Origin of the sequence: Williamwhitmania sp. (genome assembly GCA_035529935.1) — a bacterium.
GTDB lineage: Bacteria > Bacteroidota > Bacteroidia > Bacteroidales > Williamwhitmaniaceae > Williamwhitmania.
On the sequence record DATKVT010000095.1, the window covers coordinates 19505 to 45427 of the forward strand.

At 46.6% G+C, this 25923-nt stretch carries 24 protein-coding genes; 19 read left to right on the top strand and 5 right to left on the bottom strand.

Annotation, left to right across the window (positions count from 1 at the left end; translation table 11 throughout):
- Positions 1-52 precede the first annotated feature (52 nt).
- Together VMW01_07325 and VMW01_07330 are read right to left on the bottom strand one after the other, a co-directional pair.
- The gene (locus tag VMW01_07325; protein ID HUW06055.1) at positions 53-3067 is read right to left on the bottom strand and encodes a histidine kinase; all 3015 of its coding nucleotides are present in this window, start codon (positions 3065-3067) and stop codon (positions 53-55) included.
- Positions 3064-3825: a response regulator gene (locus tag VMW01_07330; GenBank protein HUW06056.1), complete on the bottom strand. Its 762-nt coding sequence runs from the start codon at positions 3823-3825 to the stop codon at positions 3064-3066. The genes VMW01_07325 and VMW01_07330 overlap by 4 nt, the downstream gene beginning before the upstream one ends.
- Before the next feature lie 440 nt (positions 3826-4265).
- Between VMW01_07330 and VMW01_07335 the strand changes: the two genes are divergently transcribed.
- Entirely contained in the window at positions 4266-5375 is a 1110-nt protein-coding gene (locus tag VMW01_07335; GenBank protein ID HUW06057.1) for a hypothetical protein, read from the top strand.
- A gap of 53 nt (positions 5376-5428) precedes the next feature.
- Here VMW01_07335 and VMW01_07340 read toward each other — a convergent pair whose 3' ends face one another.
- A complete protein-coding gene (locus VMW01_07340) occupies positions 5429-5869 on the bottom strand; it encodes a hypothetical protein (protein HUW06058.1) in 441 nt (146 codons plus the stop codon).
- 606 nt (positions 5870-6475) lie between these two features.
- Between VMW01_07340 and VMW01_07345 the strand changes: the two genes are divergently transcribed.
- Positions 6476-7222, top strand: a complete 747-nt coding sequence (locus VMW01_07345; GenBank protein HUW06059.1) for a patatin-like phospholipase family protein — start codon at positions 6476-6478, stop codon at positions 7220-7222.
- 2 nt (positions 7223-7224) lie between these two features.
- Here the strand turns inward: VMW01_07345 and VMW01_07350 are convergent, their stop codons facing one another.
- On the bottom strand, positions 7225-7920 hold the full coding sequence (locus tag VMW01_07350) for a Crp/Fnr family transcriptional regulator (protein HUW06060.1): 696 nt from the start codon (positions 7918-7920) through the stop codon (positions 7225-7227).
- A 181-nt stretch (positions 7921-8101) separates the two neighbouring features.
- Here VMW01_07350 and VMW01_07355 point away from each other — a divergent pair, with 181 nt between their 5' ends.
- From VMW01_07355 to VMW01_07420, 14 genes are read left to right on the top strand one after another with little or no spacing between them, the layout of a single operon-like run.
- The gene (locus VMW01_07355) at positions 8102-8824 is read left to right on the top strand and encodes a hypothetical protein (GenBank protein ID HUW06061.1); all 723 of its coding nucleotides are present in this window, start codon (positions 8102-8104) and stop codon (positions 8822-8824) included.
- An 11-nt stretch (positions 8825-8835) separates the two neighbouring features.
- The gene (locus tag VMW01_07360; GenBank protein ID HUW06062.1) at positions 8836-9333 is read left to right on the top strand and encodes a Na+/H+ antiporter subunit E; all 498 of its coding nucleotides are present in this window, start codon (positions 8836-8838) and stop codon (positions 9331-9333) included.
- On the top strand, positions 9326-9586 hold the full coding sequence (locus tag VMW01_07365) for a monovalent cation/H+ antiporter complex subunit F (protein HUW06063.1): 261 nt from the start codon (positions 9326-9328) through the stop codon (positions 9584-9586). The genes VMW01_07360 and VMW01_07365 overlap by 8 nt, the downstream gene beginning before the upstream one ends.
- 20 nt (positions 9587-9606) lie before the next feature.
- Positions 9607-9963 (top strand): monovalent cation/H(+) antiporter subunit G, encoded by a 357-nt coding sequence (gene mnhG / locus VMW01_07370; protein ID HUW06064.1) that lies wholly within the window; start codon positions 9607-9609, stop codon positions 9961-9963.
- Between the two features lie 8 nt (positions 9964-9971).
- Positions 9972-10223: a hydrogenase subunit MbhD domain-containing protein gene (locus tag VMW01_07375; protein ID HUW06065.1), complete on the top strand. Its 252-nt coding sequence runs from the start codon at positions 9972-9974 to the stop codon at positions 10221-10223.
- Positions 10210-10911: a hydrogen gas-evolving membrane-bound hydrogenase subunit E gene (mbhE, locus tag VMW01_07380; GenBank protein HUW06066.1), complete on the top strand. Its 702-nt coding sequence runs from the start codon at positions 10210-10212 to the stop codon at positions 10909-10911. Before VMW01_07375 ends, mbhE begins: the two co-directional genes overlap by 14 nt.
- 12 nt (positions 10912-10923) lie before the next feature.
- Positions 10924-11280, top strand: coding sequence for a cation:proton antiporter subunit C (locus tag VMW01_07385; protein HUW06067.1), 357 nt, complete (start codon positions 10924-10926; stop codon positions 11278-11280).
- 25 nt (positions 11281-11305) lie between these two features.
- Positions 11306-14434, top strand: a complete 3129-nt coding sequence (locus tag VMW01_07390) for a proton-conducting transporter membrane subunit (GenBank protein ID HUW06068.1) — start codon at positions 11306-11308, stop codon at positions 14432-14434.
- Entirely contained in the window at positions 14435-15340 is a 906-nt protein-coding gene (locus tag VMW01_07395; protein ID HUW06069.1) for an NADH-quinone oxidoreductase subunit H, read from the top strand.
- A 29-nt stretch (positions 15341-15369) separates the two neighbouring features.
- Entirely contained in the window at positions 15370-16011 is a 642-nt protein-coding gene (gene nuoB / locus VMW01_07400) for an NADH-quinone oxidoreductase subunit NuoB (GenBank protein HUW06070.1), read from the top strand.
- 26 nt (positions 16012-16037) lie between these two features.
- Entirely contained in the window at positions 16038-16568 is a 531-nt protein-coding gene (locus VMW01_07405) for an NADH-quinone oxidoreductase subunit C (GenBank protein HUW06071.1), read from the top strand.
- Positions 16558-17751, top strand: a complete 1194-nt coding sequence (locus VMW01_07410; protein HUW06072.1) for a hypothetical protein — start codon at positions 16558-16560, stop codon at positions 17749-17751. The genes VMW01_07405 and VMW01_07410 overlap by 11 nt, the downstream gene beginning before the upstream one ends.
- A 35-nt stretch (positions 17752-17786) precedes the next feature.
- A complete protein-coding gene (locus tag VMW01_07415; GenBank protein HUW06073.1) occupies positions 17787-19583 on the top strand; it encodes an FAD-dependent oxidoreductase in 1797 nt (598 codons plus the stop codon).
- A 49-nt stretch (positions 19584-19632) separates the two neighbouring features.
- Positions 19633-20616 (top strand): dihydroorotate dehydrogenase-like protein, encoded by a 984-nt coding sequence (locus tag VMW01_07420; protein HUW06074.1) that lies wholly within the window; start codon positions 19633-19635, stop codon positions 20614-20616.
- 17 nt (positions 20617-20633) lie between these two features.
- On the opposite strand, the gene VMW01_07425 is transcribed toward VMW01_07420, so the two are convergent.
- On the bottom strand, positions 20634-22172 hold the full coding sequence (locus VMW01_07425) for a YifB family Mg chelatase-like AAA ATPase (protein ID HUW06075.1): 1539 nt from the start codon (positions 22170-22172) through the stop codon (positions 20634-20636).
- Positions 22173-23263: 1091 nt separating this feature from the next.
- Here VMW01_07425 and VMW01_07430 point away from each other — a divergent pair.
- The 3 genes from VMW01_07430 to VMW01_07440 all read left to right on the top strand — a co-directional run.
- Positions 23264-24532: a nucleoside permease gene (locus VMW01_07430; GenBank protein ID HUW06076.1), complete on the top strand. Its 1269-nt coding sequence runs from the start codon at positions 23264-23266 to the stop codon at positions 24530-24532.
- A 271-nt stretch (positions 24533-24803) separates the two neighbouring features.
- The gene (locus VMW01_07435; protein ID HUW06077.1) at positions 24804-25220 is read left to right on the top strand and encodes a hotdog fold thioesterase; all 417 of its coding nucleotides are present in this window, start codon (positions 24804-24806) and stop codon (positions 25218-25220) included.
- Positions 25221-25923: chorismate-binding protein (locus VMW01_07440; protein HUW06078.1), on the top strand; the 703-nt coding region annotated here is incomplete at its 3' end.

Sequence of the window (25923 nt, forward strand, 5' to 3'; positions counted from 1 at the left end):
ATTTTGGGTTTAACGTAATGGGGAAAAGTGGAAAGATAGCAGGCAGATTTTGCTAACCCTCCTGCAGCTGGTAGATAAGTTGAATAATTGCCCTTGTACCGGCTGGTAGCCCGTTATGGCTTAAATCAACAAACTCCAGCTTGTGAGCGTTGGTGCGGGTTCTGGCGTTTAGTAAATTGAGGCGTTGCACTATAATATCCAAACCCTTTCCGTTGCCATCCGATTTTTTCAGGTTTTTGGTATACTCCCTACCAACGCCATTATCCTCAACTGCAATAACCAACTGGTTATCGTTTTTCGAAATTTCTACCTTTATTAACCCACGGCCAGCATGGTTTCGGACGCCGTGCTTTATGGCATTTTCCACAAGCGGTTGTATAAGCATCGGGGGCAGCATAACATTCCAGTCGTCCAGCTTATTTGAAAAGGTGACCTGAAACGTATTCTGGAATCGTATCTTCTCAATCTCAACGTATTTTTTCAAAAATTCAATTTCTGCTGAAAGAGGAATATACTCCTCTGCAGCATTGGCAAGGTTGGCCCGTATCACGCTGGAAAGGTTGCCAATAAACGTTAATCCCTCCTCAACATTTCGGTCGAGCACATATCCCTGAATCGATTGCAGAGAGTTAAATATAAAGTGTGGGTTCATTTGCAGCTGCAGGGAGCGCAGCTGCAGCTCTGAATTGCTTGTAATAAGGGCCGACCTTTCCTCGTGCTGTTGGTTCAGTCGAATAATACGGATTTTTACAATAAGAAAAATAAACAGGATGATGAGCAAAGCGAGGGGAACCAAAAACCAAAGCTCGAGCCAAAACGGCAACCTCACTTTAAACGAAATGGTCTTGAGATACACGGTTCTGTTCTCCTTATCGAACGCCTGCAGAGTAACGGTATAGCTGCCCGATCGTGGCGACTCCATGTTAACCTTACTGCCAACAACCCAGCCTCCATCATTCACCCGGTAGCTATAGCTCATGTTTTTTGCCGAAGGGTATTTAATCACACAAAACTCCAGCTCGATTGAGTGAGTAGAAAAAGGTAGAGACTGATCCTCAATTTCGGCGAGCTGCGCTGCCTTTCCGTTTATGAAAACACCTTGCACTAGAATATTTAGCTGCTGTTTAAGCTCACGGTCGGGACTAATCTTAATAATCCTGTCGGTGGTGTGTACGTACACATTGCCAAACCTGTCCCTAATTGGCCCCACCGCCGATATGGCATCATAGCCATTGTAGGAGTTGTAAAAATGGTCCACCTGTGGCTGCTTACCCTTTAGGCTATCTAACCTAAAAATATTCAACCCCAAGTTGGTAGATAGCAATAGCTCCTTACCCGTAAATATTAGCCAGTTGCAGTAGGTGCCTGTAATACCAGCATTTTGAGGTGTAAGTATTTTTCGAACAAATAGGCTATCGGAAAGGCCCAGCTCCAACAGGTTGCCGTTGGCAGAGCAGCACCAAATATTGCCACCGTCATCCTTGGCAATATCGGTGAGATTGTTGTCGAGGGATGAGTTGGAATCGTTCAGCGAATATATCCGCTCATGCCTTATGGCATACACCCCATTAAATCTAGAAGCACAGTAGAAAACTCCTTTCGACTCAACAATCTTAAAAATTTCATTCAGTAATCCGTTTGGTGCTCTTAGCGTATCGTAGTCCAACACTCTGCTTAAGCTGAGGGACGGATGGTAGCAAAGCGGTTGGTAGAGAACTCCGGAGTAGGCAGCATGGCCCTTAATCAACTTAACCGCCCCCAGGCCAATGGCAATGTATTGCTTCAGGTCTGGAATGGAGATAATCCCCTTAGTAGTCTGAACATAGAGCTGTCCATCGTTCTCCAAAAAGTTAGACAATTCAATCGTCCGATGCGAACTGAACAGATTGCCAAACCGCTCATCAGTCTTATCCAATATCTTGTTGTAAGTTCGCAACACCCTATTTAGCATCACAGTACCATCAATTACTTTAACAAGTTGCCCCTCCTTAAAAAGGAAAACGCCCTTCTCGGTAAGCACCATAGTAGAATCGCCCACAATAGCCATATCGAGAATGTTGCCATTCTTGCTACAGGAGTATTCCGTAAAGGGCGATTGGTAGGCGCAGTAGAGTCCGTTATCGGAAGCAATCCAAACGGTTTTGGATTTGGGCTCCTCATAAATTTTCCAAACCGATTGAGCATTTATACTAATGGGCTTTTCAGAATAGCTATCCCCGAAAACAAGCTTGCCAAAAGAACCCCTAAACCTCCCTTCGCCCCAACCACCAAGCCACAGCTCCTTGTTACGGTATGGCATCATAGTCCAAATAAGGAACTGGCTATCAACTGGCGCATAAACTCGCGTCAAATTAACATTGGTGAGTGGGCAAGAGTAAATCAGATTTCCTCCATTATAGTATAGGGAGTCGTTCATTACTGCCGAAGCAAAGTGCCCATTGGCTGAAATCCTTTTGGCATAAAACTTGCGATTATTTTTGCCTTCAACCATTAGCTTATACAAACCGTTCAACTTCCATCCTAAATTGGTAAAAAAAACATGTCCACCGCCCTCAGCAATTGACGTAGTGGCTGCTTTTTTTTCTGAATCCTTCGGAAATTCAACCGGAATGAGCGTGGTGTCTTGAAGATTAAAAAGCCCGTAATCTGTTCCAACCAGCAAAGTCTTAAAACAGCTGCTGTAATGCAGGCTTCGAAATGAGTTGGGGTAAGGCCCATTGGTATGCAGAATTTTCACCACCGAATCGTTCCTAATTGCAGCCAATCCAGATCTGTAACAGCCAACAAAAAGGTTGTTTTGGTTATCGAACTCCACTGCCCACACAGCGTTGGAGGGTAGCCCATCGGTTTTGTAGAAGTTCCTAAAACTGTTGCCATTGTAGCACGATAGCCCCTTCTCAGTGGCAATCCATAGGTTCCCGAACCTGTCGGCCTTAATGTCATGAACCACATTGCCCGCCAAACCATCCTCCTCGGTAAAGTGTGCGGTGGGCTTTTGCTGAGCCATGCTGGTGTGTGTGATAGCGATTAACAGCACCAAAAGCAAAAATAGAAGTCTATTTATCAATGGGCTAACATTTTCTTGATGTCGTTGGTAATTATTGTGCTGTTTCGCACCGATACGGGGACTTTCATCCCGCTTTTAAGCAAAACATAGCTTTCATTGGCCTTTACAAACTTTCTTATATAGAAAATGTTAACCAGATACGATTTGTGCGTTCGATAGAAATGCATTGCTGGCAGTACTTCCTGCATACTCTTCAGCGTTTTTGTAACCGTTATCTTTTTCCCTAGGTTTGTCACTATTACGGCATAGGATTGGTCGGCGTAGCAGTATTCAATATTCTTGGTGCTCTCCATTATAAAACCGTTTTCAACATCGAGCACCACATTCACGCCCGGCATTTCAGCGGTTGTAAGTACATTAATCCTATCCTCGAGCTCCCGCTGCTGCTGTTCGTCCTCAATTTCATGGGCGACCTTCTGAAGGGCCTCCCTGAGTTCCAAAAAGTTTATGGGCTTTAAAAGGTAGTCCGTTGCTGAATTCTTAAGGGCTTCAATTGCATATTGGCTATGGGCGGTGACAAAAATGACCCTAAATTGAGGCTCTTTGAAGTAGTCGTAAATTTCCAAGCCACTCTTGTTGGGCATGTCAATATCCAAAAAAACTAACTCAGGTTTGGTTGAGTTAATTAGCTTGATACCCTCATCGAGGTTATGGGCACTTCCCAGCACCTTAACTGGAGTATTGGTAAAATCCTTGAGCAACTGCGATAAAACGCTAATGGCATTTTGCTCATCATCAATAATAACAGCAGTAAGCATGCACTTTTGTTTTCAAAATTACGATGAAATAGATGAAAACCAAACCGATTTATTTAAAGTTGCCCAATAGGGGTTAACCGTAATCAAATGCTTCCATTAATACTGATAATGGTGCAGTTACTAGCAATAATAACATTGGCCGACATAACAACCTTGATATAAGAACATTTAGAGTAGCAAAACCAACAATTAGCGTATTTACTTACACTAATGATATTCCAGTAGTTAATGGAGAAATTCAACTTCCAGCAGATAATGACATTGATTTCGATAGCCAGATACGCCAACTATCAGATACGGAATATTTCGAATATAATGAAAATGGTAATTTTTTTCTAACCATACCCTGCAATAGAGCTAAGGTAATTACTGATGAAAATGGTCAAGACGTGTATATTGATGAGAATTCGCCTAGCGGTGTATTTACCAAATTCTTTGGTATGATACTTATTGAATATCCAGATTTAAATGACCTGCCACAAAATTCTGGTTGGTCACACAAATTTTTTGGTCATGATAATGAATATAAGGCACGTGGCTGGTTTAAAATACCACAAAGTGTTGGTTTACTGAGTGATACTAATCAAGACAATCCTAATGGTATTTATCCCCCAGAATACATTACCGCAAACAATAATGCATGGAGAAGAGAGTATCAGGAATTCAGCGGTGGTAGCATTTATAGTGTTGCACAATTCTATCCAACCAAGTGGGGTGCTAGTGGTGCTGGTGGTCAGAATTTTGAAAACAGTTTCACTAATAGTAGTGGTGTTGGCTATAACTATGCTGAAATTGCTGGTGCTTGGTTTAAAACCGCAGGATTGGATTGGGTCGTTCAATCAGAACAAACGGATAACCAAAATTATCTTGTACAGCCATATAGTGGCAGCAGCACAACTCCAACATACTATAAGTATAATTTCTCGCCCAATGTCGTTAATTTTAATTCCAGCCTTCCAGCATATAGTGCAGATACATTCTTTGGTGGACAGTGGCTGAACTTCTGCCTGATGTTTCCACAATACGGTTGGTCATATGGCAACCATCTTAACTATGCCGATGTTTACCATAACGATTTTGAGGGTGGTTCACCTAACTTTGTTACCGATAACCAGCAGAAAATATTTGCAGGTTTAGTTAATACTAAGTTCTTATTGAAGGGTGATGCGTTTCAAACAGCATTTATTAACCTACCTAAGCTGGAACTTTCTAAGCTGCTTCAAGTAGATTTAAAGGGTATTAATGTTACTAGGTGGAATGGGGGGTCAGAAAAAGATGTTAATGGTTATAAAAATCAATTTGACATTCAACTTACACCAAACTATTACAAGTATGCAAAAGTAAAGGAAAGAAGTTCGTACTTTTCAAGCAATACCGATGGACGAACCTACAATGCCTTTGGTTGGGATGAGTGGGATAGGTCACCAAACGCCTATACATATCCGTATAATACATATATTTCTAGCACAGATAATAGAAGTGCCTACCTGTTTAAGGGCATGTATGGGAATGATTGCATAAAAATGCTATCGGACTTTGGTGTGATTTAAAATAAAAAACCTCGAAATTACTTCGAGGTTTTTTAAAATACTATGGATGGTTACTATTGCTTGCTCAATACATATCGAAATGTATGTCCACCACCGCTTAAATCTAACGCCATTGTATTGTAATCTGGTTCTAATGGCAATGATGCAATGGTGAATACTTGAGAATCATATTGACCATTAGATAGAGTTAGTGTTGTATTATCTGAGCTAAGCGTCCAAGAAGTATATACGTAGTGCATTGCAGAATTAATTCTATCTGTTTCAATAGCATTACCATTCAGAATAAATTCAAATTGACGTTGTCCTACCACATTACTCAATTGACCATCGTAGTAGGTAGCGGTATTAATCCACTTGCCCACGATGTGAGCCACCATAGGGTTGGTAGGGGTAGGAGGAGGAGTAGGATTAACAGCATCATCCTTCTTAGAGCAGCTTGCACTCATCAGTGCAACCATTAGCATCATTGTAATTAAGTAAGTTAGCTTCTTCATTTTGTTTAAAGTTTTAGTTTCATGCCAATTTCTTCCGTTGCTTTGCTGGCTGGGGTTGGCTTCTTTACAGCCGCAAACCGCTAAGACAATATACTTGCTGCATCATTATAAAGTTGTAGGCGTTTTTTTAACGTAGCGTTTTGGGGAATGAACGTTTAGTAGATATAGGATAAACATGCTATTTCGGTTAAATTACCCCGCGCCTCAGCGGGGCTTGATATCTTAGCCTGAGAGAGCGGTGCACGATCAAATGGCATCAAAATCTTCCCGGCTGCCATGCACCACCTTCCAATACCAGCACCCCAGCGGGGTGCAATCTTTGTAGAAATGGATTGTTGTTAGGAGCAGGCGGTGCGCATTGGTTTAGTGTTCAAGGCACTTTAGTTACCCCGCACAGCAATGATACAAGGGGAATAAGAAGGGGTTACAAGAAGTCGTAGCGCAGCGAAGATCCCGCGAAAGCGATGTTAGAGGAATTCAGGGAAGATCACCAAATGGTGCGGCATAATGATTTGCATCTCTAATCCATTACAAAATGAGCCTATCTCAACATTGGGTTACCAAATTTTTTCTACCTTAATCACTTCAAATCAAACGAAAAATTCGATGAGCAAAATTGGCTTGGTTCTTGGCGGTGGCGGCGCACGTGGATTCGCCCTTCTTGGCGTGGTGAAGGCACTCTACGAGAAGAATATCTTTCCCGATATGATTTCTGGCGTGAGCGCGGGCGCACTGGCTGGTGTTTTTTTGGCTGATGGAAAAACTCCCGACGCCATTCATGAGCTGTTTAAGCACACCAAGTTCTTCAGCTTCCCCTCCATTCACCTGCCCATGACCGGCCTGATGAGCATCGACCACATCACCAAGACCTTGGATGAAAATATTACCGTTAAGGATTTAAAGGACCTTCGAATACCTTTTTTCGCAGCTGCGTCAAACCTCAATGCAGGGCGCATAGAGTATTTTAACCAGGGACCACTCTCAACCATCATAACCGCCTCTGCCTCCATACCGGTGGTGTTTGCACCTGTAAAAATTAACGGAAATCTTTATGCCGACGGGGGCGTTTTCGACAACCTGCCAGTGGCTCCGCTACTGGGCAAGTGCGACAAGATTATTGCCGTGCACGTCACCCCCTTTCAGCACCTGGATAAAATTGGCAACCTGGTGCAGATTGCCACCCGCACCTTTCACCTAATGGTAAACGCCAGCACCGAGCACACAGTAGAAAAGTGTGACGTACTTATTGAGCCTAGAGAGCTCACAAACTTTGAGATTTGGGACGTAAGCAAGGCCGATGAGATGTTCGCCGTTGGCTACGAATACACAAAACAGATGAAGATATTACTCTAGTATCAGCCCGTTCGGCTGATCATTTCCAGCGCATCGAGGTTGAGTATTTCGATAACACCTTCCGTATCGCTGATAACCCCATCGCTCTTAAGGTCGTTAAGCACGCGGATGGCGCTCATGGTGGACATTCCCGTAAACTCTGCCAAATCCTTGCGCGACAACGTCATCTTAAACCGCTTCGACTTAAACACATCCTTAGCCAAGTGCAGCAGCGCTGATGCAATTCGGCCATTCATCTGCCTATTGGTCATATCGTAAAGCAGCCGATAGGCAAACAGGGTGGTCTCATTTATTCGTCGAATAAGCTGGCTAGCAAACTCGCCATTGGTTTGTATAAGGTTCCTTACCACGTTTATCTCGATGAGGCAAAGGGTAGAATCCTCCACCGCGGCTACGGAAAAATCGAACGTACTTTTGCCGTAAACGGAGGAAAGTCCAATAATTTCACCTGGTGGAAAGAAATTAATAATTACATCGTTATGGCCAGAATCTCCCTCAAGGTATAGCTTCACTAATCCTTGCTTGATATACATTACGTGAGAGGCAAACACTCCCTGCTTGGCAATTATCTCCTTCTTCTTAAACGAAATCTCCACCTTGCTCTGATCAACAAGGCCAAGCTCATCGTGTCCCAACTTCTTGAAACACTCCGACTTCGATTGACAAAAGATACAATTGGCGACATTGGTGTTGCTCATGTTCTCAAATTGTTTGCAATGGCTAATGTAAGAAGTAATTAGATGCACAGCATGAAAAAAGTAGATATTTGTCTACTGGCTAACAGCCATATTTATATATATACCTTGCTTCATGTTTGCGGCGCAAAACTAGTTAATTTTCTATCCGCATGTAACTTGCACCCCATAATTTATCTTGAAAATGGAGGTAAGTTCAAAGCAGAATATTCAAACCTACGGATACATAACTAAGCAAGAGCAGCTCACTACCGAGGCCGCATTTGCCAGCTATGATTCACTGATTCTATCTGTAACTAAACCATTTCCCGGGTACGAAGGTTCAAACGCCCTCGATTCAAAGCCCACCTATGTTTACCTTGGTGTTGACCAGCCCTCAACGGACAACAGTGAGCATATATTCAGAATCACCAAAAGCCTGAGGCAAACATACCATCGAGAATTTGACGCCTGCCCAGGAAGACTAACCCTTTACAACAAGTTTCAGTCGGCCATTCGGGTTATGCTCTCGGAGGAATCTTCCGTTGCGGACATCATATCCCTATTCAACCTCTACGGGGTTACCTTTTCGAAGAACCAGCCAATTGCGCCCTACATCAGCATGGTGAATGTCTACAAGTTTTTTGAGCTGAAAAACATTGCCGACGGCCTATGGACAAGCAACAAAAATCTCGACTGCAAATACTTTCATATCTCTAAATTTCTGAAATGGCCCGACTTCGAAAAAATTGTAATGGAGGTAAAGCAAACGCCCGGTTTTAGCAACTTCGATTTTGCCCAAGCAGCCATGCACAGCCGGTACGGACTGGATGATTTCATACGAGTTTACTCCAAGGAAACTACCATTGAACACCTGCAGGAACTTCGTGCCCTTGTTCAAAGAACCATAGATAAGTATACCATATAACAATCAGCAAAATGAAACAACTCAAAAACGGTGTGGTGCTGTTTGCAATCCTTCTCATAATTTGGGGGCTGCTCAACAACACCTTCGATCCCATAGTGTGGATAACGGGAGCGGCATTGGCGCTGGTCATTGCAGCATTCTCGGCACCACAGCTGAAGGTCTTCTCCGACATCCGGCTAACTCCTGCAGCATTTCTCTACACCATTATCTACCTGGTGGTATTTGCCAAGGATCTGCTGCTCTCCAACCTCGACGTGGCCCGACGGGTAATTTCGCCAAAAATGCCGATTAACCCAGGCATAGTTGAGGCTAAAACTACCCTTAAGTCGCCCATGGCTCGCATGATACTGGCCAACTCCATTACCCTTACCCCGGGCACATTTACGGTGGAGATGCGGGAAGAGATGCTTTACATTCACTGCCTCGACGTTACCACCACCAACACGGAGGAGGCAACTATTGCGCTTGTTAGAAAATTTGAAAAATATCTGGAGGTAATTTATGGTTAACGTGATATTGACTGTGGCTCTGTTCATAGCCATTCTCAGCATACTGCTGTCGCTCATACGATTTATTAAGGGGCCAACTAGCGCTGATAGGCTGGTGGCTTTCGACGTAATGACCGTAACCTCGGTGGCCATTATTGGACTGATAACCTACCTAACTGGCCGAATTATCTACCTCGATGTGGCTATAGTTTACGGTCTGCTAAGCTTTTTGGGCGTTCTGATTGTTGCCCGATACTTCGAAAAGGGACTCTAACACTTACAAGAAGATACAAGATGAACTATATGGAACTAATTGGAGCATTACTGGTACTAGCAGGGTCAATTTTCCTACTGCTGGCCTCGGTTGGATTACTCCGCATGCCCGACTTCTACACCCGAATACAGACCAGCACCAAGGCCTCTACGCTTGGCACCATTCTAATATTTATGGGCATTGGCTTTCTTATGCCGGGATGGATTGGCAAGGTAGTAACGCTCATACTATTTGTGCTCATTACCAACCCCATCTCATCGCATGTGCTGGCCAGAGCGGCTCACCACATTGGCATTCCTCTAACACCTGTTTCCGTAGCCGATGACCTGAAGCGCGACAACGACCAGCTGGAGCAAACCGATAACGCAAACAAATGAATGTTGCTATGATATACTTAATCCTCACCTTAATCCTCAGCTTGGTGATGCTGGTTGGAGCGGTAATGGCCATCCACCACCCAAAGCTGTCGGTGGCAGTTATTGCAGCCGGTAGCGTGAGCCTTTTTGCCTCTGTGCTATTTCTCGTGCTTGCTGCACCCGATGTGGCTATGACCGAAGCAGCCATTGGCAGCGGTCTTTCTACGATAATTTTCTTCTACGTCCTCAATAAAATCAAGAGAGAAAATGATACGCAATAGCCTTATTATCGTGCTACTGGCCGGCCTTGCTGCAATATTCTACGGACTATTCAGCAACTACCATGGAACAGAGAAGCCAAACCAGCTTGCCAGTTACTACACTGCAGAGGAGAACATCAACGCCGTAAATTCGGCGAACTTGGTTACGGCAGTGGTGGTAACCTACCGCGGATTCGACACGCTTGGAGAGGTAACCATACTCTTCATCACCGCCTCCATTGTGGGCTTCTTTATGAAAGGAAAGGTTAAGCCAAAGGAGCAACGAGCCGTTCGGGAAACAAGCGAAATTCTTGCCACAGCCACCAAGGTGCTGGTTCCAGTATTTATTATGTTCGGCATTTACATCATGATAAACGGACACCTCACTCCCGGTGGAGGTTTTCAGGGGGGCGCAGTAATTGCATCGTCGGTGGTTCTACTGCTACTCTCAAACCCCAATATGAAGATAAACCGGACGCTCTTCACCGTTCTCGAGAGCATATCGGGCGTTGGATTTGTAGTAGTTGGAATCATAGGAATTATCCTAGCAGGAGGATTTCTCGACAACCGAATTATGGAAATGGGGAAGTTGGGTTCGCTGCTCAGCGCAGGCGCCATACCAATTATCTACTCCTTCATTGGGCTCAAGGTAGGTTCTGAGCTATCCAACCTTTTGGGCGACTTTAACGAAGTACAAAACGAAATATAATCCTGCACGACCATGGAATACATCAGCCTCGCCACAGGTTTTCTACTAGTTCTCATTGGGATTTGGGGAATTTTGACCAGAAAAAATCTGATTAAGATAATTCTGGGGTTCACCATTTTCGACACTGGTCTCAACGTGATACTGGTTAGCATAGCTTACATTAAAGGTGGCACTGCTCCCATTATCGACAGCACGGTTAGCGCAGCAGATGCCTCCAGCCGCGTAGTAGACCCAGTTCCACAAGCGTTGGTTCTTACCGCCATTGTGATTGGGCTGGGGGTAACAGCACTCATGCTTACCTACGCCCTTAAGCTATACAGGAGCAAACAGACGCTGGACATTGACCAGTTCAAGGATTTGAAATGGTAGCATAACCTTTAAAAATAAGCAAGTGATGATTTCACCGATACATATAATCACCATTACGCTGGGAACTGCTTTTGCCCTTGGATTTCTCAAGAAGGCCAACAGCCACCTCTCAGCCATTGTTATGCTGCTGGGAGTGGCGCTTGCCTCTGCAATTTCGCTCCAGTGGCTATTCGCCATCCTGATGGGTGGAGCACCTGCCCAAATATTAACGGCAGGCTTTCGGCCACCCTACTCCATCAACCTGCTCATGGGCAGAGGTGAGGCCTTCTTTACCACGCTCATCAACATTGCGGGGCTGCTTGGCGGGCTATACCTCTACAACACCCTTCGAAAGCAAGGCATATACACCATGATTGTGTTTTTGGTATTTATCATGGGGCTCAACGTCATGATAATGACCCGCGATATTTTCAACCTCTTTGTTTTTATGGAGGTGGTAAGCATTGCAACTGCCGGGTTGGTAATTTTAGGGAAGGAAGATAAAGCAGCTCAGGCTGGTTTCAAATACCTTATCGCAACAGGAATTATCTCCAGCATGCTGCTGCTAGGGATAACCTTTGCTTACTACTTTGCCGGCACCCTCAACATCGATGTGCTGCTCCACTCCAACATTATGGCGGTAAGCGGAGGCGGCGTTGCCGTTTTCCTCATACTCATCTCCATTATTCTTGAGATGAAACCTTTCCCGGCTAACGGTTGGGCACTCGACCTTTATGAAGGAGCAAAACCGGGTGTTGGGGCCATGTTCTCAGCAGCATCGGCCACGGCAGCATTCTTTGTTGCCACCAAAGTTCTGGATATGGGTGGCAGCATCTACTACCAGGCGGCCACAGTAATTGGACTGCTAACCTTTTTGGGGTCAAACCTACTGGGCATTAAGCAGGACAACACTCGTCGACTGCTGGGCTACTCCTCCATTGGGCAGATGGGACTCCTCTTGGCCATTGCCGGGCTAAAGCCTTTCCTTGGTGACAAGACTGAATTCATAGCCATATCCATTCTCGTTTCGCACTACCTCGCCAAGGCAGGACTCTTCTGGTTGGCTGGCATTGTAAAAGCGGAGAAGCTGAAGGATTGGGGCATACTAAAAAGCAAGCGTTTCATGCTCCTCCTAATGGGCACCTTTATTTTCCTTCTGCTTGGATTCCCACCTTTCCCCTCCTTCTTTGGTAAGTGGGAGCTTATAATGAGCCTATCGCAAGCACAGCAGTTTGGTTATGTTGCAGCCATCTTATTTGCCTCATTCTTCGAAGGCGTTTACCTGTTCCGCTGGTTGGGCTACGCCATAAAGTGGGAAACCACCGATGAGGAGAAAAAAATTGCTATTCCGCTCAACAAGATAATTCCCGTGGTGCTCTTTGCCATCGCTGCATACGCTGCTGGCATCTACACCTCAACCTTAATGAAGAGTGAAGGGGTGTTCAACTACCTAGCGCTGGGATTTGTGGCCGCGCTCTTCCTCCTCGATTTTCTACACGTATACATCAAGAATACCCTTGCCATTGGTGCCATGGGTTGGTATTTTGCCACCAACTACAACAACTTCCATGGTCTTCACTTTGTGTTCCTCCTCATTTTTGTGGGAGGTGGCATAATCACACTTATTGCTGGCTACACCTTTAAGGGTAAGCGACTCGGCTTTTACCCACTTGCAATGATGATGTTTGTGGGGCTAGTTGGCTTGCTGGAGGCTAAAACCACGCTGGAATTCTTCTTTGCATGGGAGCTGATGACCGCTGGTTCTTACTTCCTCATTATTCGAGGTAAAAAATCGATGGAGCATGCCTATAGCTACATGCTATTCTCCCTTGGCGGGGCCTATATGATAATCGCTGGTTTTGGTATTGTTCAGATAGGACAACTTACCAACAGCCTTTCCATACTTAGCCACGTGCAGCTTTATGCACCTTACGCCTTTACCTTACTGGCAATTGGCTTTATGACCAAAACGGCATCCATTGGTCTGCACATATGGCTACCGGGTGCTCACGCCGAAGCAGAGGCTGATGTATCGCCTATGGTTTCAGCCATTCTCCTGAAGGCTGGGATATTTGGTCTCGTTCTCCTCTTTTTGGGAATGGGCGACCAGCACTTTGGCAAGGTAGATTTACTCTACGTGCTCAGCTGGGTAGGTGCCATAACCGCGCTAATGGGCAATATGATGGCTGCATTCCAGGAAGATGCCAAGCGTCTGCTGGCATACTCCAGCATTGGCTTCCTAGGATATGCACTTTTTGGCCTAACACTGATGAATCACCTTGGCTGGTTAGCCGCCATATCGCTCTCCATAACCCACTTCCTATTTAAGGCCATGCTCTTCCTCGCCATCGGTGGTGTAGTAATGCGGGTTAAAACCAAGGAGATGTACCGCATGGGTGGACTAATTAAGCGAATGCCGTTCACCTTTGTATCGGTGCTCATTGGCATCATTGTAATTGCTGGTATTCCACCGCTCTCCGGCTTTGGCGGCAAATGGATTCTCTATAATGCCATCATGGAAAAGGGTTGGTTCTTCCAGGCAGCCGTCATATTCTTTGCCGGAATTGTGGCCTACCTCTACTGCTTTAGGCTCATTCACTCCATCTTCTTAGGACAGCTAAAGGATGAGCATCGACAGGTGAAGGAGGCTCCATTTTGGATGCTTGTTCCCCAATACATCATTCTGCTCATAGTGTTTGTGCTTTCGGCCTTACCAAACTCAATGCTCAAGCCCATTGGGGAGATGCTCAAACCCATATTCCCATACGGGGCACTCGAATGGCACGGTCAGCTGGCCATAAGCCTATACGGTTACTGGAATGGTAAAATGGTGATGTACATCGTGGTTGGCATCTTTACAACCGTATTTGCATGGCTTTGGTTTATGAACCGTAAGGCCCAAAAGGTAAAACAGTTCAACATTGTATTTGCCGGTGAACGGCCTTTCCGTCCCGAAACCACACACTATGCCTATAACTTTTTTGCACCATATCGAAGGGCGCTTGGATTTCTGGTTGCTCCGGTTATTTCCAACTTTTGGGATTCCGTTGCCGAAGGAGTTCAGTCGGTTGCCAACAAAATTCGCCAGCTATACAGCGGAAATGGACAATCGTACGCCATTCACATTCTTGGATTTATTGTAATTGCTTACTTGATAATTACGGGAGGAAACTAAATGGACTTTACCCTAACTAAGCTGCTATACTCCTTGTTGACAATCTTTATTGTGCTCAACTATGGACTCCTTGTGCAGGGCATTGTTCCCAAAATTGGGGCAAGAGTAGGACGACGCTACGGCATAAGATGGTATCAACCCTACATCGACCTGATTAAGAACTACTCCATGCGGAGCAGCATCACCCACGGAACCATGTTTTACATTGCGCCGGTATTTCGCCTAACCGGAGGAATTGGACTATTACTCTTTATGCCAGTAATTTTCGGCTCCCCAATTTTCGGCAACTTCTCCTTTGCTGGCGACCTAACCCTAGTGCTCTACTTCCAGTTTTTTGGTGTGCTAGGCATGGCGCTGGGTGCTGCCGAAAGCAGTCATCCCCATTCAGCCATTGGTGTATCGCGTGGATTATCGCAAGCCACCGCGCTGGAGCTTCCGCTCACCCTTGGAGTTATCTCCATTGCAATGCAGTATCACACGCTCAACATTAGCCATATTGTGGCTGCACAGCAGGGCGGATTTTTCCACTGGACCATTATGACCAACCCATTTGCAGGCATAGCGCTGATGCTCTCCTTCTTGGGAGCAATGGGTAGGGCACCCTTCGACGTGGTGCTGGCACCTCAGGAAATTCCGATCGGTCCACCCACCGAGTTTCACTCCAGCTTTCTTGGCGTGCTACAGATCAACCGGGCCATCTTCCCCGTTGCCAAGCTCATTTTATACATGAACCTGCTATTTGGTGGTGCAACCAACTGGGTTGAACTAATCATCAAAACCTTCTTCATATACATGTGGTCGGTATTTGTGGGCGTGGTATTCCCCCGCTTCAGGGTCGACCAGTCCGTACGCTGGTTCCTTGGCGTTCCGCTTCTGTTTGGAATTATTGCCATTATCCTCATTTAAACAAGTTATCACACTCGATATCATTCACCATGAGTAAGAGCGAATTGGAAAAAAGAACGGTCATGACACCCGATGGCAACCCCATCGAGATTGACCCGTTGAACGATTACTTCTGTGACGCCCGGCCGCAGGTTCACAAACCAGCCAGCGCAATAATCGAGAAGTTTGCCAACTGGGCCCGCTCCGAATCCCTCTGGGTTTTGGGCTTTGGCACCGGCTGCGGCGCAATCGAAATGCGTCCGCTCATGACACCCCGGTTTGACGCCTACCGATTTGGCATACAGTGGAGACCAACCCCACGACAGTCGTCCGTTTTTGTGATTTCAGGCTACCTGTCGGTAAAGACGCTCAAGCGCGTTATCCGTAGCTACGAGCAGATGCAAGGGCCCAAGTTTGTGATTGCGCTAGGCAGCTGCACCATCAACGGCGGCATGTATTGGGACAGCTACAACACTATTAACCGTCTCGACCACTACCTACCTGTTGACATCTACATTGCCGGCTGCATGCCACGTCCAGAGGCCATTCTAGCAGGGTTTGAGAAACTCAAATCGCTCATCAGGGAGGGCAAAGGCGAAGGTGCCAATAAGTATGCCATGGAGTTTGACTGGTACAAGGCAAACCAGAAGAAGATCATTAAGGACTGGGACATGCCCGACTATAACTGGTAGTGCCAAATTTGAAAAAAGGAATGACCATGAAAAATAACTTCGAACATATAGCTCAGCAGTTTGACATCACCAACGTTGTAGCACAGCGCAGTGACCTCACGTTGCTGACGGTTCCCAGCGACAAGGCAGCGTCGCTGATTACCCACCTGCGCGACTACGAGGGCTACAAGCACCTAGTACTGCTTACAGCAGTGGACTGGATTGAGCAGAACCAGTTTCAGCTCACCTATCTACTAAGCAACCCGTTCAAGAAGGTGGATGTTGCCGTTAGAACATTCATCGACCGGGAGAAGGCGGAGATTACCTCCATTCACCACCTTTGGGAGCAAGCGGCAACCTACCAGCGCGAGCTTAGGGAGATGTTTGGCATCAACTTCCCCGGCAGCCCACGCGTCGACAAACCCTTTATTCTTGAAGGTTGGGACCAAATTCCTCCATACCGTCGCGACTTCGACACTAAGAAATATTCGGAAGAAACCTACTTCCCACGCCCAGGCAGGGAGACCAACGATCCTAGGGAATACATGAAGAAAAAGCTCTACCCAAATGAAGACTAGCAAACGATTTAAAATAAATGAAGACAGAAGTCTTTTCCCTCCTAAAAACAAGGATGGAAAAATCGACGTCGATCTCAGCTCTGGCAAGTATCTAAAGCTGTGGCACGGACCTCAACACCCCGGAATTACGGGTAACATGTCGCTGGAACTTACCGTTCTTGGCGATGAGGTAATGGACTGCGAAACGCACGTAGGCTACCTACACCGTGGCTTCGAAAAGTTGATGGAGCGGAGAAAGTATATCCAATGCTTTCCCATCGTTTGCCGTGTGGCCGTTCCGGAACCCGACTTTAACGAGTATTGCTTTGCCTCAGGCCTAGAGGAACTGGCTGGCATTGAAGTACCAGAAGCAGCTCAATGGCTTCGAACGCTGGTGCTGGAAATGGCAAGGCTACAGAGCTTCCTAATGTGGATTGGCGGCCAATCGGGTGCCTTTGGCATGGGCGTTATCGGGCAGTGGTCCATCTACCTCCGCGACCTGGTACTCGACCGCTTTGAGGAACTCACAGGTGGAAGAATTTACCACATGTACATTATCCCTGGTGGGGTTAGAGGTCTCCTTCCCGATGGCTTCAGAAAGCGGATGGAGGAAACGCTAAAAACCATCGACACCTTTATGGTGGACATCGACAAGGTAATGTTCAATAACGCCGTATTTAAAAAACGCTCCGTGGGCATGGGCTACATCGACCCTGAGTGGATTTACCAGTTTGGTATAACTGGACCTAATGCACGCGCTGCAGGAGTACCCAACGATGTTCGAAAAGACTTCCCCTACCTAAAATATGCCGAACTCGACTTTGAACCGGTTGTTGGTAAGGATTCAGATATCTACACTCGTGCCGATGTAAGACGACGCGACCTTCTCCTTTCGGTAGACCTTATTCGTCAAATTATGGCACGGATTCCAGACGAAGGCGACATTAAGGCACCAACACCCAACGTGCTTCACTGGAAAGTGCCACAGGGAGAAACCTACAGACGCGCTGAGTGCTCACGCGGCGAGTACGGCTACTACATGGTGTCGGACGGGAGCGAATATCCTCGAAGAATTAACGTTAGAGGACCAAGCTACACGCACGCTGTTGCGCTCCTCGAGAAAATGATAATTAACACCAACATTTCCGACGTGGCTGGATTAATGGTGTCACTGCACACCTATCCACCCGAAATTGAGCGGTAAGCATCAACTAGTGTTTAATTCTACCTCTTTGAGCCATGAGTAAAATAAATGATATACTGAGCCCATTTACAGCTTGGAAAAATTTGGTAAAAGAACCGGTTACCATCAAGGAACCACTCAAGCGTGAGGCGGCACCTAGGTATAGGGGATTTCACAAGAACGACATCGAAACCTGCATTGGCTGTGGTACGTGCGAGTCCATCTGCCAAAACGCCGCCATCGACCTCGTGCCGGTGGAAGGCATTGAGACCAAGGATGGTGACAGCGGTCTCCGACCCAGAATTGACTATGGGCGCTGCTGCTGGTGTGCCCTCTGCGTGGACATGTGCACCACCAACTCACTCTCGCTATCGAATCACTTCAAGTGGGTAGACACCGATCCGGAAGTTTTTCGCTTCACTCCCGGTGTTGACAAAAAGGAGTGGGACAACGAGGAGGCTGGATGGAAGAAGCCCGGGTCAAACTACGAGCTCTACAGCAAGGAGCGGACTCACATGCCCGAGCTAAAGCCAGATAACCGCGACAAATCCTTCATCGAAATTGTTCAAGGATACTCTAAGGAACAAGCAATGGAGGAGGCAGACCGTTGTGTTGAGTGCGGCATCTGCGTTGCCACCTGCCCTGCTCACATGGGTATTCCGGAATACATCAAAGCCATTCGCAACGATGACCTCAACGAGGGGCTTCGGATTCTATACGACACCAACCCGCTCCCTGAAATTTGTGGACGCATCTGCACCCACAAGTGCGAAACGGTATGCTCCGTTGGACACCAAGGCGATCCGCTCTCCATTCGTTGGCTGAAGCGTTACATTGCCGACCAGAACCCATCCGAAAACTACAAGCAGATTCTGGAAACCGAAAACATGCAGAAAAATGGCAAAAAGGTAGCCATCATCGGTTCGGGACCTTCTGGACTTTCGGCGGCGCACTACCTTGCGCTCATGGGCTACGAATGTACCATTTTCGAAAAGTTGCCCCAAGCCGGAGGTATGATGCGCTACGGTATTCCAGAGTACAGGCTACCCTACGAATCCATCGACAAGGACGTGAACTACATCCTTTCACTAGGAGTTGAAATCAAGTATAACGTAACTGTTGGCAAGGATATCACGCTCGAAGATTTAAACAAGCAGTTCGATGCAGTATTCAGCGGAACAGGCTTGCACCTTGGACGCAGCACGCGCATTCCCGGAACCGACCATCCCAACGTATACCAAGCCGTTGACCTGCTTCGTGACATTGTGCTGGGCAATGAGGTTCCTGTAATGAAGAAGATTGTGGTAATTGGCGGCGGCAACGTGGCCATGGATATTACCCGTTCGCTGGCCCGTCTGCAAAACCAGAAGTTTGGGAAGGTAGATACTTTAGCTACCTCGCTGGAGTCGGAGAATGAGATGCCTGCCGACCGTGAAGAGGTGATTGAAGCTCGTGAAGAGTACGCCATCGTTGAACCCGGCTGGGGTCCAGTAAGCATTGAGATGGAAGATGGAAAAATCAAAGGATTGAATGTGGTGAAGTGCGTTTCCGTATTTGACGAAAACCGCCGCTTTAGCCCGAAATTCGATGAGAACCAAACCAACTTCTTTGCAGCCGACATGGTGGTTGAATCCATCGGACAGGGAATGGACCTTACCTACCTACCGGAGAACATTAAGGAGAATCTGAAGATGGATAACCGCGGACGAATTGTGGTAAATGCCGACTTCCAATCCAGCCTCGGATGGCTATTTGTGGGTGGTGACATTATCCAAGGCCCCGATGTTATTCATGGTATAGCCAACGGGCATAAAGCAGCGATGGGAATTGACAAATTCCTCAATAATAGGTAATTTACAACTTAATAATTCGCCGGCAACGGCGGGTATAAAAACGTAAAGTATGGCTGACCTAAGTACCACATACCTTGGCCTGAAGCTAAAAAATCCCATTATTGTGGCAAGCTCGGGACTTACCGACTCCATCGATGGGATAGTAAGGTTTGAGCAGCATGGAGCTGCAGCCGTGGTTCTCAAATCGCTTTTTGAGGAGCAGATTCAAATGGACGTTGACTCCCAGCGGATGAACAACAGCTTCGACACTTACACCGATGTGGAGAACTACATTGGCTTCTACACCAAACGGCACAACCTAAGCAACTATACCACGCTTATCAAGGAGGCGAAGCAGAAGGTAAACATCCCCATTATAGCCAGCGTCAACTGCGTATCAAGCGAGGAGTGGCCCAGCTTTGCCAAGCAAATTGAAGATGCTGGTGCCGATGCGCTAGAGCTGAACATGTTCATCATGCCCTCCGACTCCAGCGTTACCGGAAGGGAGATTGAGCAGGTTTACCTCGACATTATCGAAAAGGTAAAGCAGCAGGTATCCATTCCACTAGCGCTGAAGGTTCACCACTACTTCTCCGGCTTTGCCAACTTTGCTGAGGAGCTCTCCAACACTGGCATTGGTGGACTGGTACTATTTAACCGGTTCTACCAACCCGACGTTGACCTCGACAGCGAGAAGATTGTGTCATCGCACATCTACAGCTACCCGGAGGAGAACGCCATGGTGATTCGCTGGCTTGGAATTCTGGCAGGAAAAATCAACTGCGACCTAGCTGCCACAACGGGCATTCACGATGGGAAAACGGTGCTTAAGAACTTGCTTGTAGGTGCCAAGGCCGTTGAAATTTCCTCGGTGATTTACAAAAAGGGAGCACAGGTGATTGAGGAGATGCTTGCCGAAATGAACAAGTGGCTTGACGAGCACAGCTACGCCTCCGTTTCATCGATAGTCGGAAAGCTAAAGCAATCGGAACTCATAAAGCCAATGGTTTATGAGCGTGCCCAGTTTATGCGCTACTTCTCCGATGCAAAGTAAAAAGAGAATAGAAATAGCTAACCTGCCCAATTCTCACGGTCGAGGCTTCTGTATTGGATAGCCTCGGCCACGTGGGCGGCTTCAATTGACTCACAACCCTCAAGATCGGCAATGGTACGCGACACCTTGAGAATACGGTCGTAGGCCCGTGCCGAGAGGCCAAGCCTTACCATTGCATTCTTCAGTAGGGCTGCTCCTGCCTCATCGGGGGAGCAATACTTTCGCAGCAACTTAGAGGAGAGAAGGGCATTGCAGTGAATTCCCTTATACGTGGCATAGCGCTGCTCCTGCACCTTACGCGCCTTAACCACCCGCTCGCGAATCTGCGTGCTCGATTCCGAAAGCCTTCCTTCGTAGAGCTTCTCAAAAGGAACTGGCACCACCTCAATGTGGATATCGATTCGGTCGAGAAGCGGCCCCGAAATCTTGTTCAAATACTTCTGCACCACACCCGGCGAGCAAACGCACTCCCTGTCTGGATGGTTGTAGTAGCCGCAGGGACAAGGATTCATGGAGGCTACCAGCATAAAGTTGGCCGGATACTCCACGGTAAACTTAGCGCGAGAAATGGTAATCATCCTATCCTCCAACGGCTGACGCATCACCTCCAGCACGGTGCGCTTAAACTCCGGCAGCTCGTCGAGAAAAAGAACGCCGTTGTGAGCCAACGAAATTTCACCCGGTTGAGGAAAGGTACCTCCACCAACTAGAGCAACGTCAGAAATGGTATGATGAGGTGACCTATATGGACGGCGAGTCATAAGGGATGTGTTACCATCAATTTTTCCTGCAACCGAATGTATCTTGGTGGTTTCGAGCGCCTCTTCGAGCGTTAATGGTGGAATGATGGTTGGAAGCCTCTTCGCCAGCATGGTTTTTCCAGCACCGGGAGGGCCAACCATGATGATGTTGTGGCCACCAGCGGCGGCAATTTCCAAGGCACGCTTCACGTTCTCCTGACCTTTGACATCCGAAAAATCGACGTCGTAGCTGTTGGCGTGGGTGGCAAACTCCTCCTCGGTATCCACTATGGTTGGTTCTATTGAACCACGGTCGCTGAGAAAATCCACCACCTGCCGTATATCTTCCACCCCATAAACCTCCAAACCGGCTACCACCGCTGCCTCTCGAGCATTGGCTTTAGGAAGAATAAGTCCTTTAAATCCATCGTCACGAGCGTTGATGGCGATGGGTAGCACGCCCTTAATTGGATGGATGCTGCCATCGAGCGAGAGTTCGCCCATGATGACAAACTCCTCGAGGTGTTGCGCCTTTACCTGGTCCGTTGCGGCAAGAATACCAACGGCAAGGGGTAAATCGTAGGCAGAACCCTCCTTCCTAATATCGGCGGGTGCCATATTGATAACGATGCGCTTGCCAGGCCAGTGAAAGCCACAGGTTTGGATGGCCGAAAGCATACGCTGGTGGCTCTCCTTAACCGCGTTGTCGGGTAGCCCAACAATGAAGAAGTTTATCCCCTGCCCTATGTTTACCTCAATGGTGATGGTGGTAGCCTTAATGCCATACACGGCGCTACCAAAGGTTTTTACCAACATACGCTATATGTTCTGAAGTTAGAATCAACGCCAATCTTCCAAAAACATGAGAACCCGGTTCAGGCAAAAACATTCACGTGACTAAATTTCCGACAAAATGTTCTGAAAAGCAAAAAATAAGAAGAGGAAGTTAGAGGGAGTTAAATGAAGTTATAAGAAGGTAGAGGAAGTCATAGCGCAGCGGAGATCTGGCCATTGACGGATTAGAAGGAGTTAAATGGGAGTTATAAGAAGTCAAAAAAAATGTGAACGTATGTAAGGAGGAAAAATCATTCGTCATAAAACTAACCTATCCTAAGAAGACACATAGCCCATGGCTTCAGCCATGGGTCAGAAACCCCAACTAGCAAGGGCGGTGCACGCACAAATGGTGTTCAATGAACCACAACTTCCATGCACCGCAATAACCATAAGGATATAAAGAAGAATATAAGGGAGTTAAATGAAGTTAGAGGGAGTTAAAAGATTAAAAGAATGTGACCGTATGTAAGGAGGAAAAATCATTCATCATAAAACTAACCTATCCTAAGAAGACACATAGCCCATGGCTTCAGCCATGGGTCAGAAACCCCAACTAGCAAGGGCGGTGCACGCACAAATGGTGTTCAATGAACCGCAAGTTGCATGCACCGCAACCGCCGGAAAAATTTTTAAAAAAGAATGGGATGGAGTTAAAAGAAGGTAGATGAAGGTTGATGAATTTAATGCGAAGGTATTGGGCCATTGACAGATCAAGGAAATCAAGGAAGTTAAAAAATGGCGGGGGCAACAAATTTGGCCAATGGAAACCACCTCGAAGAGGTGGCATGCTTGTAGCCGGGGGTGCCAACCCCCGGTTTAAAAGCCCCCCTAGCGTAAGCGGTGCACGCACAAGAGATGTTCAACGAACCGTAAGCTGCCTGCACCGCAATCGCCGGAAAAATTTTTAAAAAAGAATTCAACCCAATGCAGGGGCGCAAACAGAAGGGCTTCAAACAGCTCAACTCAAAAATAGTTCAGAAAAAAACAGATTTTCCTTCTGCAATTTGAATTTCTTACTACTTTTAACACCCTTTCATTTTAATAACCTACTTCAAAAAAAGAGATTTACAATGAACATTAAAAATCGTCTTACAATAATGAACTTCCTGCAGTTCTTTGTATGGGGTTCATGGCTTATCTCATTGGGTGGATATCTTGGTGGCACCCTTCATTTTTCTGGAGAACAAATAGGAGGCATATTTGCAACAATGGGTATTGCCTCGCTATTTATGCCGGGACTACTTGGCATTGTGGCCGACAGATGGATGAATGCAGAGCGAGTATTAGGTTTATGTCACATTATTGGCGCCGTGCTACTCTTCTATGCATCAACCATCTCCGATCCAAACATGCTGTTCTGGATCATGCTGCTCTACCTCATGACCTACATGCCAACCATTGCTTTGAACAACACCGTTTCATACGATATTCTGGCTCAAAAAGGCTACGACGTAGTAAAGGTTTTTCCTCCCATCCGCGTGTGGGGAACCATTGGATTTATTGCAGCCATGTGGGTAGTTGACCTGTTTGGCTGGGCAAGAAGTCCAATTCAATTTTACGTTGGAGCCATCACTGCCATTGCACTGGGAGTATATGCCTTCACCTTGCCCGCTTGCCCTCCATCTAAATCAAACAAAAAGGGTTCACTTGTTTCGGCTCTGGGATTAGATGCATTTGTGCTTTTCAAACAACGCAAGATGACCGTTTTCTTCATCTTTGCCATGCTGCTGGGAGCAGCCCTACAGATAACCAACACCTTTGGAGGTTCATTCCTCGACTCCTTCAGCATGGATGCAATGTATAAGTCATCGTTTGCAGTAACGCACCCCAACCTACTGATGTCGGTATCGCAAATTTCAGAAACATTGTTCATCCTCACCATCCCCTTCTTCCTCAGCCGGTTTGGCATTAAAAAGGTAATGATGATGAGCATGTTTGCGTGGGTATTCCGCTTTGGTCTCTTTGGCATTGGTAACCCCGGACATGGCTTGATACTGCTGGTTCTTTCCATGATCATCTATGGTATGGCCTTCGACTTCTTCAACATTTCCGGTTCACTATTTGTGGAGCAGGAGGTTGCCCCTAACATTAGAGCAAGTGCTCAGGGACTTTTCATGATTATGACCAACGGACTGGGTGCCATTATTGGAGGATTTGCCAGCGGTAAAATTGTAGATATCTTCACTACTTACAACCCAACCACCCATGAAGTTTTGACAAGAAATTGGCACGACATTTGGATGGTATTTGCCGCCTACGCTCTTGTTTTAGCACTTGTATTCCCATTGGTATTCAAGTATAAACATGACCGTAACGCTGTGGCTAACATTCATCACTAGCACATAACAAAACTCCATAAAAGCCCTGCTCCCACCGAGTGGGGCTTTTCCTTTTTCTACCGCAAAAGAGTTGTAACTTGGACCATAAACCCCTAGTAAGTTAGTAGAGATTTTCATTGCGACCATCCACAACCGCGAGGGATTTATTATTTTAGCTGCGAATTTTGAAACAATCATCACCGGTTACGCTGGCGCTGCTGAAAAGAAATAATTGGCTGTTACCGCATGAACAGATTGAGCGGACAGCTGTTTTGACTATAAAAATTGGCTGATGGAAGATTTGCTCACCAAGCTAAACACACTTTGCAAAAACACGCTAATGGAAACCCTCGGCATTGTGTATACCAAGGCCGAAGAGGGGTTTGTTAGGGCAACCATGCCCGTCGACAGCCACACGGTTCAACCGTTCGGTATTCTTCATGGAGGTGCATCTATGGCGCTGGCTGAGTCGGTGGGAAGTGCAGGATCAATACTACTAATCGACCAAGAGAAATATACGGCCGTAGGGGTTGAAATTAATGGAAACCATTTGGCCAGCGTGAGAAAGGGGTTAGTTACGGCTACGGCAACGCTACTCCATCGCGGCGAACGGACGCACGTGTGGAGCATCAGCATTGAAGACGAGCAGGGCCGAAAGGTTATGGTGGGACGGATTACCAACATGATTATAGAGAAAGGGAAGAAGTAGGTGAAAGTAGAAAGAGAATATTGCGAGGAGGCTACCCTTGAGCATTTACACCAGATTTGCTTCAGCAAAGGAATTCCATTTGCCTCATTTCATGAGCCCCAAAGTGGACGCATTACCACCTTCATTCAGCACTCAAAGCAACCGCAAAAACTTACCAGTCTTTCGGCACTCGATAACGTTGAAGGATTTGTAGCATCACCATTCAGCCAAACAGGGCCAACCTACGTAATTGAACCAAACATGGTTCACACCAGCCATAAAACGGTGAAGGAGATATTGCATACCCTGTCGCAAGTAACCGCATCGGATGGCGTTGAACCACTTCCATCCGAGAGCCTTTATGAATCAACCGAGCAGGAGTTTGAAGATCAGGTAAGGGCCATGCAAACCGAAATTACCAAAGGGCATATAACCAAGGCTGTACTCTCGCGCATTAAACTGCAACCGCGAAGGCCCACAGAGGAGATTACTACAATTTTTAGTTCTCTTACTGACACCTACCCCGATGCCTTTGTTTACCTGTTTAACATTCCAGAGGTGGGATGCTGGATGGGAGCCTCACCGGAACCACTGCTTACGGTTGTGGATAATGTTGCAGAGACCATCTCGCTCGCCGGAACCCAATCGATGGATAACAGAAAAATGTCGCAGGTTACCTGGCAGGGAAAAGAGTTAAAGGAGCAAGGTATTGTTACCAGCTACA

Excerpts from the sequence above, each read along its gene's own strand:
- VMW01_07330 (HUW06056.1), bottom strand. The coding sequence starts at position 3,825 with ATGCTTACTGCTGTTATTATTGATGATGAGCAAAATGCCATTAGCGTT.
- VMW01_07335 (HUW06057.1), top strand. The coding sequence starts at position 4,266 with ATGATACTTATTGAATATCCAGATTTAAATGACCTGCCACAAAATTCT.
- VMW01_07340 (HUW06058.1), bottom strand. The coding sequence starts at position 5,869 with ATGAAGAAGCTAACTTACTTAATTACAATGATGCTAATGGTTGCACTG.
- VMW01_07345 (HUW06059.1), top strand. The coding sequence starts at position 6,476 with ATGAGCAAAATTGGCTTGGTTCTTGGCGGTGGCGGCGCACGTGGATTC.
- VMW01_07350 (HUW06060.1), bottom strand. The coding sequence starts at position 7,920 with ATGAGCAACACCAATGTCGCCAATTGTATCTTTTGTCAATCGAAGTCG.
- VMW01_07355 (HUW06061.1), top strand. The coding sequence starts at position 8,102 with ATGGAGGTAAGTTCAAAGCAGAATATTCAAACCTACGGATACATAACT.
- VMW01_07360 (HUW06062.1), top strand. The coding sequence starts at position 8,836 with ATGAAACAACTCAAAAACGGTGTGGTGCTGTTTGCAATCCTTCTCATA.
- VMW01_07365 (HUW06063.1), top strand. The coding sequence starts at position 9,326 with ATGGTTAACGTGATATTGACTGTGGCTCTGTTCATAGCCATTCTCAGC.
- mnhG (HUW06064.1), top strand. The coding sequence starts at position 9,607 with ATGAACTATATGGAACTAATTGGAGCATTACTGGTACTAGCAGGGTCA.
- VMW01_07375 (HUW06065.1), top strand. The coding sequence starts at position 9,972 with ATGATATACTTAATCCTCACCTTAATCCTCAGCTTGGTGATGCTGGTT.
- mbhE (HUW06066.1), top strand. The coding sequence starts at position 10,210 with ATGATACGCAATAGCCTTATTATCGTGCTACTGGCCGGCCTTGCTGCA.
- VMW01_07385 (HUW06067.1), top strand. The coding sequence starts at position 10,924 with ATGGAATACATCAGCCTCGCCACAGGTTTTCTACTAGTTCTCATTGGG.
- VMW01_07390 (HUW06068.1), top strand. The coding sequence starts at position 11,306 with ATGATTTCACCGATACATATAATCACCATTACGCTGGGAACTGCTTTT.
- VMW01_07395 (HUW06069.1), top strand. The coding sequence starts at position 14,435 with ATGGACTTTACCCTAACTAAGCTGCTATACTCCTTGTTGACAATCTTT.
- nuoB (HUW06070.1), top strand. The coding sequence starts at position 15,370 with ATGAGTAAGAGCGAATTGGAAAAAAGAACGGTCATGACACCCGATGGC.
- VMW01_07405 (HUW06071.1), top strand. The coding sequence starts at position 16,038 with ATGAAAAATAACTTCGAACATATAGCTCAGCAGTTTGACATCACCAAC.
- VMW01_07410 (HUW06072.1), top strand. The coding sequence starts at position 16,558 with ATGAAGACTAGCAAACGATTTAAAATAAATGAAGACAGAAGTCTTTTC.
- VMW01_07415 (HUW06073.1), top strand. The coding sequence starts at position 17,787 with ATGAGTAAAATAAATGATATACTGAGCCCATTTACAGCTTGGAAAAAT.
- VMW01_07420 (HUW06074.1), top strand. The coding sequence starts at position 19,633 with ATGGCTGACCTAAGTACCACATACCTTGGCCTGAAGCTAAAAAATCCC.
- VMW01_07425 (HUW06075.1), bottom strand. The coding sequence starts at position 22,172 with ATGTTGGTAAAAACCTTTGGTAGCGCCGTGTATGGCATTAAGGCTACC.
- VMW01_07430 (HUW06076.1), top strand. The coding sequence starts at position 23,264 with ATGAACATTAAAAATCGTCTTACAATAATGAACTTCCTGCAGTTCTTT.
- VMW01_07435 (HUW06077.1), top strand. The coding sequence starts at position 24,804 with ATGGAAGATTTGCTCACCAAGCTAAACACACTTTGCAAAAACACGCTA.